8 protein-coding genes and 1 pseudogene are annotated in these 14,393 nt (G+C 61.3%); 5 read left to right on the top strand and 4 right to left on the bottom strand.

Annotated elements, in window-relative coordinates:
* Positions 1–6: 6 nt before the first annotated feature.
* The gene (gene rocF / locus AC1DE4_RS23245; RefSeq protein ID WP_112825832.1) at positions 7–942 is read right to left on the bottom strand and encodes an arginase; all 936 of its coding nucleotides are present in this window, start codon (positions 940–942) and stop codon (positions 7–9) included.
* A 130-nt stretch (positions 943–1,072) separates the two neighbouring features.
* On the opposite strand from rocF, the gene AC1DE4_RS23240 reads away from it, so the two are divergent.
* On the top strand, positions 1,073–1,501 hold the full coding sequence (locus tag AC1DE4_RS23240; protein ID WP_018855717.1) for an Lrp/AsnC family transcriptional regulator: 429 nt from the start codon (positions 1,073–1,075) through the stop codon (positions 1,499–1,501).
* Here AC1DE4_RS23240 and AC1DE4_RS23235 read toward each other — a convergent pair.
* The 3 genes from AC1DE4_RS23235 to AC1DE4_RS23225 all read right to left on the bottom strand — a co-directional run bounded on the left by AC1DE4_RS23235 (position 1,498) and on the right by AC1DE4_RS23225 (position 10,042).
* Entirely contained in the window at positions 1,498–7,608 is a 6,111-nt protein-coding gene (locus AC1DE4_RS23235) for a translocation/assembly module TamB domain-containing protein (protein WP_192241144.1), read from the bottom strand. The two genes, AC1DE4_RS23240 and AC1DE4_RS23235, sit on opposite strands and share 4 nt — an antisense overlap.
* 68 nt (positions 7,609–7,676) lie before the next feature.
* Positions 7,677–9,608 (bottom strand): autotransporter assembly complex protein TamA, encoded by a 1,932-nt coding sequence (locus tag AC1DE4_RS23230; protein WP_192241118.1) that lies wholly within the window; start codon positions 9,606–9,608, stop codon positions 7,677–7,679.
* 170 nt (positions 9,609–9,778) lie between these two features.
* The gene (locus tag AC1DE4_RS23225) at positions 9,779–10,042 is read right to left on the bottom strand and encodes a glycine zipper domain-containing protein (protein WP_025662706.1); all 264 of its coding nucleotides are present in this window, start codon (positions 10,040–10,042) and stop codon (positions 9,779–9,781) included.
* Positions 10,043–10,310: 268 nt separating this feature from the next.
* On the opposite strand from AC1DE4_RS23225, the gene AC1DE4_RS23220 reads away from it, so the two are divergent.
* The 4 genes and pseudogenes from AC1DE4_RS23220 to AC1DE4_RS23205 form a co-directional block, all read left to right on the top strand.
* Entirely contained in the window at positions 10,311–10,802 is a 492-nt protein-coding gene (locus AC1DE4_RS23220; protein WP_018855713.1) for a (2Fe-2S)-binding protein, read from the top strand.
* 81 nt (positions 10,803–10,883) lie between these two features.
* Entirely contained in the window at positions 10,884–13,229 is a 2,346-nt protein-coding gene (locus AC1DE4_RS23215; RefSeq protein ID WP_192241119.1) for a xanthine dehydrogenase family protein molybdopterin-binding subunit, read from the top strand.
* A 12-nt stretch (positions 13,230–13,241) separates the two neighbouring features.
* Entirely contained in the window at positions 13,242–14,039 is a 798-nt protein-coding gene (locus tag AC1DE4_RS23210) for an FAD binding domain-containing protein (protein WP_018855711.1), read from the top strand.
* A gap of 193 nt (positions 14,040–14,232) precedes the next feature.
* Positions 14,233–14,393, top strand: a pseudogene (locus AC1DE4_RS23205) (5-aminolevulinate synthase); the annotation flags it as partial.

Below are 14,393 nucleotides of genomic sequence, written 5' to 3'. Positions count from 1 at the left end.
TTCTCCTCAGGCGGCGCGGGTCGGACGGTCGAAAATGCGGCGGCCGAAGAGGCTTGCCGTCAGTTCCACTAGGATCCGGGCGCTCTTGCCACGGTCGTCCAGGAAGGGGTTCAGCTCCACGAGGTCGAGCGAGGAGACGAGGCCGCTGTCGCAGAGCATCTCCATGATGAGATGCGCTTCACGGAACGTCGCGCCACCGGGCACCGTCGTGCCGACGCCGGGCGCGATTTCCGGATCGAGGAAGTCGACATCGAGGCTTACATGCAGCAGGCCGTTGGCATCGGACACGACGCCAAGGATCTGGCGGATCGCCGCGGCAACGCCCTGTTCGTCGAGCCAACGCATGTCGAAGACGTTGACGCCATGCTCCTTGATGAGCTCCCGTTCAGACGCATCGACCGACCGGATGCCGACCTGAAAGACGTTTCGCGGATCAACGAAGGGGCGGTCCTTCGGCAGGATCTCGGCAAGTTCGGCCTGGCCGCAGAAATAGGCGACCGGCATGCCATGGATATTGCCGGAGGGCGAGGTCGCCGGGGTGTTGAAATCGGAATGGGCGTCGAGCCAGAGGACGAAGAGCGGCCGGCCCTGCTGGGCGGCGTAGCGCGCCATGCCTGATACCGTGCCCATCGACAGGCTGTGGTCGCCGCCAAGGATCAGCGGAAAGCGTCCGGCCGCGGCCGCATCATAGACACCGGCTTCGAGCGCACGGGTAAATGCGCCGACGACACGCAGGTTGTGGGCCTTCGGATGGTTCGGCAGATCGCGCGCCGGAACGACATGAACATCCCCGGCATCGACCACATCATGGCCAAGATCGATCAGTGTCTGGTCGACGCCCGCGATGCGAAGGGCAGCTGGACCCATCGCGGCGCCCCTGCGCCCCGAACCCTCTTCCAGTGGTGCTCCAATGAGCGTGACCGATCTTGCTTGTGGCTGCATGCGTCCCTCTTTAGCTCGTGTTTTCCGAAAGCATATTGAGATATCGGCGCGGCGACAAATAGATGAAAAAGTGCCGATAATGCGCTATGATTGACCAGTTTGATAAGTGCATTTTGACAAAGTGGCAGCCATGGACGATCTCGACCAAGAACTTCTCAGCGCCTTGCGACACAATGCGCGCACGCCGGTTTCTTCGCTGGCGGCAATGACCGGTGCATCGCGTGCGACGGTCGCGGCGCGCATCGACCGGCTGGTTGCCAACGGCACAATCACGGCGTTCACCGTTCGCACCGGCCATGAAACCCGCGCGGCCGGAGTGCGCGCGATCGTCATGATCGAAGTACTCGGCAAGCTTGCGGACAAGGTCGCCGATCAGCTCCGTGGATTGCCGCAGGTGCGTGCCCTGCACAGCACCAACGGGAAATGGGACTTCATTGCCGAACTTGAGGACCGCGACCTCGTCTCCTTCGACGAAACGCTTCGCCGCATCCGGCTCATCAATGGCATCAATACGACGGAAACCAACATCCTGCTGAAAACCAGCAAGACCGGTTTCTAGTATTCGTGTTCGTAAACGACGCCGGCTTCCCCTTCGCCGTCGCCACCCGCGCCGGCGCGCAACTTCACGCCACGGCCGACATCGAAATTGATGATTGCCTTCGCGCCGCCCTTGCCGGTGGTCTGCTGCAATTCGAAATAAGTCCGGTCATTCAGGTAGCGGCCAACGCTGACGGTGGTGCGGCCTTTGGCATCGGTGCTGATGTCGAAATCGTCGACGCCAAGCTGATTGCGCAGGCCCTGGAACAGCGATCCGGAGCGCCCGCCGGCCAACTGGGCGACGGCATCGGCAAGCTGAGCGATCTGAACCGGCGACAGCCTCGACATTGATTGACCGAAGATCAGTTGCGCCAGAACTTCGTCTTGCGGGAGGGCCGGAGACGACGAGAAGGTGATCGAGGGATCGGTTGCGAGCCCGCTGACATCGACCGTCAGCGTCGTGGAACCGGAAGTGGAGCTTGCCTCCAGCTCAAGGGCGGGGGTGAGGTCACCGGCAAAGGTGATACGGCTTCTATTGGTGAAATCGAGGCGTCGGTTGAGAATCGTCAGGCGACCGCGCCGCATGGTGAAGCCGCCGGAAACGACGGGCTCCGCCGCCGTTCCCCTGATCGTGACGCTACCGCCCAGTTCGGCATCGATACCGCGACCACGCACGAAGATCTGCGAGGGAGCGTCCAGCTGAAGATCGAGATTGAAGGAGTTGGATTTCGCGCGGGCACCCTGCTGCGACTCGTCGCGCAACTGGGCAAGAACCCCCTTGGGGGCGTTGACGTGCTTGACGTCGATTTCGCGCAGCGAGGTCGGCAGCCTCTCGGGGACGGTGATCGAGGCTCTTTCCAGATGCAGCCTGCCGTTCAGGGTGGGATTTGCGAGCAGCGGACCGCGCAAACCGATCGTGCCGTCGACGGTCGCCACCACGAGCGTTCCATCGACGTAGACCGCTCTGTCGAGCCTGACGTCGATGTTCGCAGGGAAGTTGGAGGCAGGTTGGATTCCGATGCTGCCGGATGCTGAGATGCTGCCACCGCTGGCAAGCTGGCCAGTCAGGCGCGAGATCACGGCTTGGTTTCCGGTGAACCGGATGTCTGCCGCCAGATTGTTGATCGCAAGGTTGCGACGGACATCGACGATCCTTGCGCCACTGGTCGCAACCGTGCCGTTGATCAACGGCGCGGCCGCGGTGCCGCCAATCTGCAGATCAAAATTGGCCCTGCCATCGGCAACGAACCCCTGGGCGGCAAGCTGCGCACCGAGCACGGCGAACGGCAGGTTGCCGGAAAAGCGCAGGTCCAGCGCGCGATTGCCTGTAATGCCAACGTTGCCACCGCCCCGCAGGGACAGCCCGCTCTCGCCCGTCACATTGGTGTCGATCGTCAGCCGGTTGTCTTGCAGTCTTCCGTTCGCAGTTATGCTGAGCGGCGAAAGCCCGGCGCTTCTGGTCTGGCTGGTGGCGGCGCCCCTCCAGTCAAGGTTGAATTCCACAGCGGGCACGGGCAGTCGGCCCGATGCCCTGACGGTGCCCGAAACATTGCCTTCGGCGGCAAGCCCCGGAACGAAAGCGTTGGCAAGCCCGGCGGGAAGATTGGAGATGTCGGCATTGGCCGTCAGCGACGGGGCATTCGGTCCAGTGATGACAAAGTTGCCGCCAGCTCTCATCGACACGCCGCTGCCGCTTAGGTTCGTCATGAAGTCGACCCTGCCGTCCGCAAGCCTTCCGCTTGCATTCGCCGAAAGCGGCCGGATACCGGATGCCCTCGTCTGCGTGGTTGCGACATTCCTCCAGTCCAGCCTGAAATCGATGATTGGGTTGGTCGCTGTTCCCGACGTCCTTGCCGTGCCCGAGATGGTTCCTTCCGCCCCCAGGTTCGGGACGAAGCCATTAGCGAGGCTCGCGGGCAGATCCACGATATCGGCATCGACCGAGAGGCCCGCGACTCCGGCGCCTTGGAGGATTGCCGTACCCCTTGCCTTCAGCAGGGTGGTGCGAGTGCTGTTCAGCGTTGCATCAAAGGAGAGCCTGTTGTCGGCGAGGTTGCCGGTCGCGTTCAGCCGAAGGCCAGAAAGGCCGGCAGCCCTGGTCTGACGAGTCCCGGCGTTGTTCCAATCGAGCTTGAAATCGACGGCCGGCATCGGTAGCGATCCGGACGCGGTTGCCGTTCCCGAGATTGTTCCTTCGGCACCGAGATCAGGCATGAAGTTGTTTGCCAGCGCGGCAGGAAGGTTGCGAAGCGTGGCATCCGCCTGCAGGCTCTTCACGGCCGTACCTTCGACAGTAACCTTTCCTTTCGCCGTGAGGGCGGAGCCRCCATCGCCGTCGAGATTCGTCTCGAAATCGAGCGTGTTGTTGGCGAAGGTTCCCTTGGCGCCAAGTGCGAGGGCGGAAAGGCGTGCTTCCCTCGTCTGAGTGGTTGCGAGGTCCTTCCAGCTGACGTCGAAGTTTGCCGTCGGCTGTTGCAGCGTCCCGGAAGCGGACGCGGTGCCTGATATCGTACCACTGGCGCCGAGGTTCGGGACGAACGCGTTTGCCAGGCTTGCGGGAAGATTGCGTATCGTGGCGTTGGCCGTCAGGTCCTGGATTTTCGTTCCCGCCAGGGAGACGTTGCCGGAGGCGTTCAACGCCACCCCGCCGTCCGCCCTAAGGTCGCTCTGGACGGTCAATTTTTCATCCGCGAAATTGCCCGTCGCCGTCAAGTTGATGCCAAAGAGGCGGGCTGCCCTGGTGTGGCTGGTGGCCGCGTCCTTCCAGGAAAGGTCGAAGGTTGCTGTCGGTTTCGGCAACTTGCCGGAGGCCGATATCGTGCCTGATATCATGCCTTCCGCGGCAAGATTCGGCACGAAGCCGTTGGCCAGGGCAGCCGGAATGTTGGCGAGCTGCCCATCGAGCTTCAGCGTCTGAGCGTCGGCGCCTGCCACGGTGTAGGTGCCGGTCGCCTTTAGCGACATGTTGCCGCTACCGCGTGCGTAGGTGTTGAAGCTGAGAATATTGTCCTTGAGGTTGCCGCTCGCCGTCAGCCCAAGCGACGAGAGCTTGGCGCTTCTGGTCTGGCTCGTCGCGGCATTCTTCCAGTTCAGTTTGAAATCGAGCGCCGGGTCGGGCAGCTTCCCGGCCGCCGTGACGTTGCCCGAGATCGAACCTTCGGCGGCAAGATCCGGAACAAATGCATTCGCCAATCCGGCCGGGATGTTGACGATATCAGCATCCACCTTCAGCGACTGCGCGTTCGGGCCACCGGTCACGACATTGCCAGCGGCCTTCAGCGATACGCCGCCCTTGCCGCTGAGGTTCGTTTGAAAATTGAGTGTGTTGTCGGCAAAGGTCCCGTTTGCACCGATCGCCAGCGGCGACAGGCCGGCGCCCTTTGTCTGGCTGGTGGCGGCATCCTTCCAATTCAGGTCAAAGTTGGCAATCGGCGCTGCCGGTGTGCCGGTCACGACGACCTTCCCCGAAATTGTGCCTGCGGCATCGAGCTTCGGCACGAAACTGTTGGCAAGGCTTGCGGGCAAATTCCGGATGTCCGCCTTGATATCAAGAGTCTCGCCGACGGTACCGCTCAGGTGGACCGAGCCATCGCCGGTCTTCAGTTCCATCGCATCAAGCGTCACGGTGCCGCCACTGATCGACACTTCCGACGGCGACGCAAGCTCCACCGGAATGTTGCGCGGTTTCGCCGAGAAACGGTCGAGGCGAAGCAGCGTCGTGCCGGCGTTCACCTCGACATTCCCCGATGCGACCAACGGATTGGCATCATAGCTGGCGCCGAGATCGAAGTTCGTCCGGTTCTGTTGCTGCGTGAAACTCAGCTCCAGGCTTTCAGCCTTGTTAGGACCGGAAGCAAGTTCCTCCGCTTTGATCGTGCCAGTCGCGGCAAATGCTTTGAGGTCGGTGACCGCGACGTTGATGTCTGGCCTGACGATGGCAAAGGTGTCACGTTTCAGGCCGCTGCCAGATGCTACGACCTTGAGGGCGATCCTGCCGTTGTCGTTGGCGATATCGACCGATCCCTTCAGGTCGCCTTCTGCCTTCTGTCCGGCAAGTGCCGCGAGAAGGCTGATATCCGGGAAGTCGAACGTCGCCTGTCCGGTCGGCGCAAACGCCGGCGACAGTTCGACGTGGCCGGTCAGGCGATTGTTGCCGACGTCGGCGGCGATCGACGGCAGCCGGATGTTTCCGTCCACGGCCTGAACAGCGGTGCTGACGTTGATCGGCTGGTTGTCGATCGTGCCCTTGGCGGTGATGTCTGCTTGCGGCGCCTTCGGGTCCGCCGTTCCGGAAACGTTGATGTCGAGGTCTTTGACCTGCCGGCCGGCCATTACCAGTGATGGCCCTTTGATATTGGCCGCTATTGCGAGAGCCGAAACATTGCCTTTTGCGCTTAGCTGGTAGTTCAATTCGCCCGCTGCGCCTGCCAGCAGCGGCTGCATATCCGGAATACGACCCGAGAGGTTGGCATCGAGCCTATCTTCGTCGAGCACGACCGCGCCGGTCGCCTCGAGGGAGCTCGACTTGATGGAGAGGTTCGAGACGTTGAATTTCGAAGGAACGGTTCCCGCGACCTGGCCCTCGATCACGATTGGTGCGTTGAAACGCGTCGCGACCGCAGGCGGCAGCGCGGCTGGCTGGATGGTCAGCTTGGCATTGCCGGTCAACGCGCTGGCGCTCAATTTGTAGGAACCGTTGAGGGCTGCTGTTGCCGAAGCGCTTTCGATCGTGGCGCCGTTGAAGCCGAGCGCATCCGGCGAAATCTGCAATGGCAGGGTGATGGTAACGGGGCCTTGAATTGCCCGGTTGATGTCGGGATTGACGAAGGACGTATCACCGGCGGCGAGCGTAATCTGAACGCTTCCGGTGCGACCGGCGAGATTGAAATTGTCGCTCTTTGCCGTCAGCTTCACGTTGCCAATCGTCGCCTGGGGCAACATGGCGGAATCGAGGGAGGCACTGGCGTTGAGGCGGGAGGCCTTGGCGTCGCCGGTCAGGGAAAGATTGATGCCGGAAATTAGAAACCGCGCTTCGCCTTCGGTCAGCGGCCAGCGGAAATCGACGGGTCCCGATGTTCCCAAGAGATTGGCGTTCAGGCTGTTCTTGCCTCGTGGATCCAGCGTGCCCGATGCGGCGATGACCATCGCGCCGGTTGCCAGATTGCCGGTCTGGATGTCGATCTTTCCCCTGTTGTCGAAGTTCGCGGCGACGTCGATGTTCGTCTGCCCGGCAAAGAGCGGACGGAAGGCCGCTGGCAGCAGCGAGCTGAGGTCGCCACCACCCTTGAGGTCGAGGTGGTGAAGGCTTTCCGGCGTCAGCGTGTGGTGCGCTTCGATCGAGGCGCGTTGCTGTCCGTCGAGTGCTGCCTGCAGCTGGCCTCGCCAATCCGAGATCGGTCCATCTCCGGTCAGGCTGATTTCCACCGCCGGGTTGCCGGGCAGCGCCAGGACACCTGCGAGCAACCCGCCCTTTGGTTCCGTCAGTTTTGCCTTCACCCGCAACTGGTTGCGATCCGGCATGAAGGCGACATCGGCGATCAGCTTGGCATCCGGAACATCGTGACGGCGGACATTGATCGAGGCATTGCCGCCTTCATTGTCGGCACGCAGGCTGCCGTCCGCGGCAAGTGTGAAGGCCCGCCCGATCAGCGGTTCGGCGAGGTTGATCTCCGGCAGGGCGATCTTGTCTATGTCGAGCTTGATCGGCAACGAGAAGCCGCTGTCGCTTTGACCCTCTGCAGCCGGACGGGACGGAAGTGTGCGCACCGGTTGTCTGAGGATGTGGATTGCCGCGGCTTCGACGCTTGTGGCATGGAACCGGCCGGTTAGGAGCGCCAAGGGATTCCAGTTAATCGCCAGCCTGTCGACCCGAGCGAAGACGCCCCTGGTGTCGGAGAGCACGATTTGGCTGGCGCGCAGCCCGCCAGTCAGCAGCCCGCCGGGATCCTGAACCTTGATGGTCATATCCCGATTCGAAAGGCTCGAGGCGACCCTGTCGGTGACGATGCGCGCGCCAAAGGACGTGAAGCCGAAAACACCGATGGCGATGGCAAGAAGGACCAGCACGACACCAGCCGAATAGGCCAGCAGTCGCACGATCCAGTTCAAGATTTTCGCCAGTGTCTGCATGGCCGCGGACATTACTCCGTTTCTATGGCGGCTCAAGGCGCGCGAGGCGCCACGAGCCGCGAGCGGGTTTAGAATGACTGACCGATGCCAGCGTAGATGCCGAAATCCGTGCCATCCTCGTACTTGTTGAGCGGTACTGCAAAATCAAGCCGCAGTGGACCAAATGGCGTCGCATAGCGAACGCCGATGCCTGCACCGGCCCGAATGTCGGAAAAATCGGGCGCAATGTCTGCTGAAACCGTCCCGACATCGATGAAGGGCACTATCCCGATCGTATCGGTAACCTTTATCCGGGTCTCGAACGACGCAGTGACATAGGATGCGCCACCGGTCTCTTCATTGTCGGCGTTGCGGGGCGAGATCTCCTGGTAACTGAAGCCGCGAACCGAGCCGCCACCGCCAGCAAAGAATCGGCGTGTAGCAGGAATGTTCTGGAGATCGTCTGCCCCGACAAGGAAACCTGCGGCAAGCTTGCCGGCAAGAACGATGCGGTCCTCCGCTCCCAGCGCATGATATCCGGTGATCAAGCCCTCGAAGCTCGAGAAGAAGGTCCCGTTGTAGGTCTCGTAGCTTGGCGTTGCCTTGAGCATCCCCCGATAGCCCTCGGTCGGATCGAACTTGTTGTCGCGCGCATCGCGGTCATACTGGAAAGGCAGCGAGAAGGTCAGGTAGCTGTTGTTGCCAAAGGCATCGTCATCGCGTTCCCAGCTCACCTCGCCGGCGCCGGTTATCGTATCCAGGTCCGACAGCTCGTAGGAAAGACCGAGGGAGGCGGTGACGAGTTTTGCAGTATAGGCGTCGGGGTTTTCGGTTTTGGCAAGGACGCTGGCCCGCAAGGTCGCGGCCGGTACAAACGCGCCGGGTTTGGTGAAGGTAATACCGGCTGAATAGTCGAGATCGCCGATGTTGGTCGTTTCGCCCAAGCGGCCCACAGACCCTTCGATGCGCAGCGCCTCCGCCTCGCCGAAGAGATTGCGATGACCCCAATAGCCGTTGATGCCGAAGCCGTCCGTTGTCGAATACTGGGCGCCGATGCCGAGATAGCGCCGCTTGCCCTCCGACACCTCGATCGTCATCGGCAAAGTGCCGTCTGGCGCCAGTTCGTCAGCCTCGTGGATGGTGACGCTCGAGAAGACGCCCAATGCGCGCAGTCGTTCGCCTGCCTTTCGCAGCGCCTCCGGCGAATATTGTTCACCCTTGTTCAGCCGCGAATAGCGCTGGATGAAGCCCGGTCGAACGGCCTTTTCGCCCGTGACGCCGACATCGCCAATTGGGGCGACCGGGCCACCCTCGGCGGCGAGGACAATGTCAGCCGTGCTCGTCCTGTGGTCGGCTATGACCTTGCGGGTCGTCAACTTCGCCAGCGGCCGGCCTTCGCTTTTCAGCTGCTCGACGATTTTGTCGCCAGCCTTGATGATCGTCAGCGAACCGGCTGTCTCACCCGGAGCAAGATCGTAGTCGGCTGGATTGCGTCGTGCAGCATCGCCGCCGAACTGCACCTCACGGACCTTGAAGACGGGACCTGCGGCAACGCTGATTGTCACCGGTACTGGGCGCGAGCGATTGAAGGTGGGATTGGGCGGCAGGTCATCGATGTTTCGACCATCAACCCTGATCGTTACGATGCCGCCGTAGCGGGCCTTTTCAAAGAGGGCGGCAAGCAGGCGTTCGCGGTCGTCTCTGGCCTTGACGACGACGCCCAGATCGCCCGAGACGGGCCGATCCTTGTCGCCGACCAGACGGGAACTGTTTTCCAATGCTTCCTTGAGATCGGGATCGCTCGCGTCGGTCGTCAGTGTCACATCGTAGCGCACCGGATCGGGCACCTGGTCGCTGGCCGATTCGTCGTCCTTGCCCCACAACGTGATGCCGAAAAGCTTGAAGGCGAAAGCCTCTGAGACGAGAGCCGGCGAAAACGCAAATGCAGCCGCGACCACCAACATGGTGCCTACGCGCCGATACGCTATACCCGGTTTCGGTGCCGTCCCTCTAATCTGCATACACCGCTTTTGGTTACACTAGAATTAAGCTTCGCGCCCCCCGGCCGGCGGCAACCTTAGCGGCAAAATTCCTCGACGTGTACCGTTTTAAATCGCTTAGCCGCTGAAATGGTGGAAAAAAAAGAAATCCCGGGCGCCGAACCCGGGATTCGAGATGATTTCGGACCGGCTCAATAGTCGCCGCGGCAATCGTCGATATACCGGCGGCCATACTCGTCGCGATAGTAGCACTGTCCCGGCTGCTCCGCGACGCGGCCGATAAGAGCGCCCGAAACGCCGCCGACCGCCGCGCCAACGGCTGCCCCGCGTACATTTCCCGTCACCGCGCCGCCGATGATCGCGCCGGAGGCTGCGCCGATGCCTGCCCCGCGCTCAGTCGGTGTACAGCTTGCGATCGACAGGCCGATCAAGGCGAATGCGACAATCTTCTTTATCAAAATATTCTCCTAGGTTGGTCGCCCTCAATAAGAGCTGTGGCCGTCCCTGATTCTTTTTTGTCATGCTAGCCGTCAAACTGTGGCGCAAAAGCAGCGACCCTGCCTTCGGCTTCCGCTTTCGCACAATTGGTGGTGCAATTGCGCGCAAATGCGCCACAACCGAACGCGCTGAATTTTAATTAGCCTCCCTAAAGTAGTGGTTGATCCCAAAGCGAAAACGTCAAATGATACCGTCCGCGCCTGGAGGAGGCGCGAGGAGGAAATCATGGCGAAAGTGAAACTGACGGTGAACGACCGGGCAGTCAGCGGTGACTGTGAAGAGCGTACGCTTCTTGTCCATTTTATTCGCGAAAAACTCGGCCTGACGGGAACGCACGTCGGCTGCGATACCAACCAATGCGGTGCCTGTGTCGTTCACATGGATGGCAAGTCAGTGAAGAGCTGCTCGATCCTTGCCGTCCAGGCGTCGGGTTCGACGATCACCACCATCGAGGGGCTTGCCAGCAACGGTGAGCTGCATCCCGTTCAGGCTGCCTTCAAGGAACACCACGGCCTGCAATGTGGATTCTGCACGCCAGGCATGGTGATGACGGCCGTCGACATGATTTCGCGCCACGGAGGCGATCTGGACGAGAAAACGGTCCGCCATGAGCTCGACGGCAATATCTGTCGCTGCACCGGCTACCACAACATCGTCAAAGCCGTTCTGTCTGCCAACGAGCAGATGCATGGCGCTGCCAAGCAGGCGGCCGAGTAGCTCTCAGGATTGTCTGGCTGACTGCCGAACACGATTCTCTTTGGCGGAATGCCAGGCCCGAAACCCCATTGGGAGGACATTATGGGTGTTGAAGGAATTGGTGCGCGCGTCGCACGAAAAGAAGACAAGCGGTTCCTGACCGGCAAGGGCCGTTACACGGACGACATGGTCGTGCCGGGCATGAAATTCGCCTATTTCATCCGCAGTCCGCATGCGCATGCCAAGATCACGAGGATTGATGCCGCCTCGGCAAAGGCAATGCCGGGTGTTATCGACGTGCTTGATGGCAAGCAGTTGCTCGCTGACGGGATCGGCAACCTCATCTGCGGCTGGATGATCCATTCGAAGGATGGTTCGCCGATGAAGATGGGCGCCTGGCGCCCGCTGGCGGTGGAGACCGTTCGTTATGTCGGCGATGCCGTTGCCATCGTTGTCGCAGACTCGCTCGCCGAAGCGCGCGATGCCGCGGAAGCCGTCGTCATCGACTACGAGGAATTGCCTGTGGTCGTCGAGGCAGTCGAGGCGCTGAAACCAGGAGCGCCGCAACTTCATCCGGAAGCTCAGAACAACCTGATCTTCGACTGGCAGCTCGGCGATGGTGCGGCAACCGACAAGGCCATTTCCGAAGCGGCGCACGTCACGGAAATCGAGATCCACAACAACCGCCTGTCTCCCAATGCGATGGAGCCGCGCGCTGCGCTCGGTATCTATGACGCTGCCGAAGATCACTATACCTGCTACACGACCAGCCAGAACCCGCATGTCGCGCGCCTCGTGATGAGCGCGTTCTACAATGTCGCGCCCGAGAACAAGCTTCGGGTGATCGCCCCAGATGTCGGCGGCGGCTTCGGCTCGAAGATCTACATCTATCCTGAGGAGATCGTCTGTCTCTGGGCTTCCAAGAAAACAGGCGTGCCGGTGAAATGGAACTCCGATCGCACGGAGGCCTTCCTCACGGATGCGCATGGCCGCGACCACGTCTCCAAGGTCAAAATGGCTTTCGACAGCGACCATCGCATCATCGGGCTGAAGGTCGACACCATCTGCAATCTCGGCGCCTATATGTCGCTGTTTTCGTCGGCGGTTCCGACCTATCTCTACGCGACGCTGCTGTCCGGCCAATACGATATTCCGGCCATCCATGCCAACGTGCGGACGGTCTACACCAACACCGCGCCGGTTGACGCCTATCGTGGTGCCGGCCGTCCCGAGGCGACCTTCCTGCTTGAACGGACGATGGAAACGGCGGCCCGCGAGCTTGGTATTTCGCCCGCCGAGTTGCGGCGGAAGAACTTCATCCGGGCCTTCCCGCATCAGACGCCTGTGATCATGAACTATGACGCGGGCGACTACGAAGCATCGCTCAATGCGGCGATGCAGGCGGCCGACTGGAACGGCTTCCCGGCGCGCAAGGCCGAGGCTGCCAACCGCGGCCTGAAGCGCGGTCTCGGCATGAGCTGCTACATCGAGGCGTGCGGCATAGCGCCCTCGCAGGCGGTCGGATCGCTTGGTGCGGGCGTCGGCTTGTGGGAGTCGGCAGAGGTTCGCGTCAATGCGGTAGGCACGATAGAAGTGCTCACCGGGTCGCACAGCCACGGGCAGGGGCACGAGACGACATTCGCGCAGCTTGTGTCGGATCGTCTCGGCGTTCCGCTGGAGAGCGTGTCGATCGTGCATGGCGACACCGACAAGGTGCAGATGGGCATGGGCACCTACGGCTCGCGTTCAGGCGCTGTCGGCATGTCTGCTGTGGTCAAGGCGCTCGACAAGGTCGAAGCCAAGGCCAAGAAGATCGCCGCCCATCTGATGGAAGCCGACGAAAGCGATATCGTCATCGAGAACGGTGAGGTGAAGGTTGCCGGTACAGACAAGAGCCTTCCCTGGTTCCAGGTGGCGCTGGCCGCCTACACCGCACACAACCTGCCGGGCGGCATGGAGCCGGGGCTGAAGGAAACTGCCTTCTACGACCCGTCCAACTTCACCTTCCCCGCCGGCTGCTATATCTGCGAAGTCGAGGTCGATCCGGAAACCGGCAAGACCGAGATCATCCAGTTCGTCGCTGCGGACGATTTCGGCAACATCATCAATCCGATGATTGTCGAGGGCCAGGTGCATGGCGGTATTGCGCAGGGGATCGGTCAGGCCCTGCTCGAGGGCGTGCATTATGACGAGAACGGTCAGTTGTTGACGGCAAGTTTCATGGACTACGCCATGCCGCGCGCCGACGACTTGCCGTCGTTCAAGGTGTCGCATCAGGTAACGCCGTCCCCGAGCAATCCGCTCGGCATCAAGGGGTGCGGCGAGGCTGGCGCGATCGGGTCTCCTCCGGCACTCATCAATGCCATCACCGATGCCATCGGCAACAACATGCTGACGATGCCCGCCACACCACAGAAAGTGTGGATGGCAGCGCGCGCGGTTCATTGAGGAGGAACGACGATGTATCAGACCAACTATCACCGCGCGTCCTCGGTCGATGAAGCCGTCAGGATGATTTCGGGAACATCCGAAGGCAAATATGTCTCCGGCGGCATGACGCTCATACCGACGATGAAGCAGCGTCTCGCCGCGCCGAGCGACCTCGTCGATCTCAGGCATATTCCGGCGATGCAGGGCATCAAGGTCGATGGTCGCAAGGTGACCATCGGGGCGGCCACATCGCACGCCGAAGTCGCTGCATCAGCGGCTCTGCGTGCGGTTTGTCCCGCCATCTGCGACCTTGCCGGCATGATCGGCGATCCGCATGTCCGTCATATGGGCACGATCGGTGGTTCGATTGCCAACAACGATCCTGCGGCGGACTATCCCTCGGCCATGTTGGCGCTGAATGCCAGCATCGTCACCAACAAGCGCGAGATTGCTGCTGACGATTTCTTTACCGGCTTGTTCGAGACGGCCTTGGAAGATGGTGAACTGGTCACCGCCATCAGTTTCGAGACGCCCGAGAAAGCGGGATATTCGAAGTTTCCAAATCCGGCATCGCGTTATGCGATGACGGGGGTCTTCGTTACCAAGGGCGCTGGTGGCGTAAGGGTTGCCGTCACCGGGGCGGGAGCCAACGGCGTCTTCCGCGAAACCGCCATGGAAACCGCCCTCAAAGCGAACTGGTCCGCCGGTTCGATCGCTGGCATCGATGTCAATCCTGCCGGACTGATGTCGGATTTGCATGCGAGTGCGGAATACCGCGCCAACCTGATCAAAGTGATGGCCAAACGCGCCGTCGCCGAGGCGGGCTGACACAAACGGTCGGATCGCGAGGCGGCGTGTCTGCCTCGCGATTCTTCGCTGCGTCTGGCCAAAACGAGCTTTTTCGAATTAAAATAATTCAAGGCTATGGGCCTTTTGCCGCAGTTGATGGTAAAGCGATGGCAAAGGGTTGACGTGCGTGCGTCGGTTGGCAACAAACGCTCGCACGACACTGGAGCATGACATGGATTTCGAAGCGTTTTTCAAAAGCGAGCTGGATGGCCTTCACAGCGAAGGTCGCTATCGCGTTTTTGCCGATCTTGAGCGTCACCGCGGCAGCTTTCCGCGCGCCACGCGACACACGGCGGACGGCCCGAAGGAAGTCACGGTCTGGTGCTCCAACGA

This window comes from Rhizobium sp. 10N414, from assembly GCF_056394785.1.
This window is presented reverse-complemented; position numbering and strand designations above follow the sequence as displayed.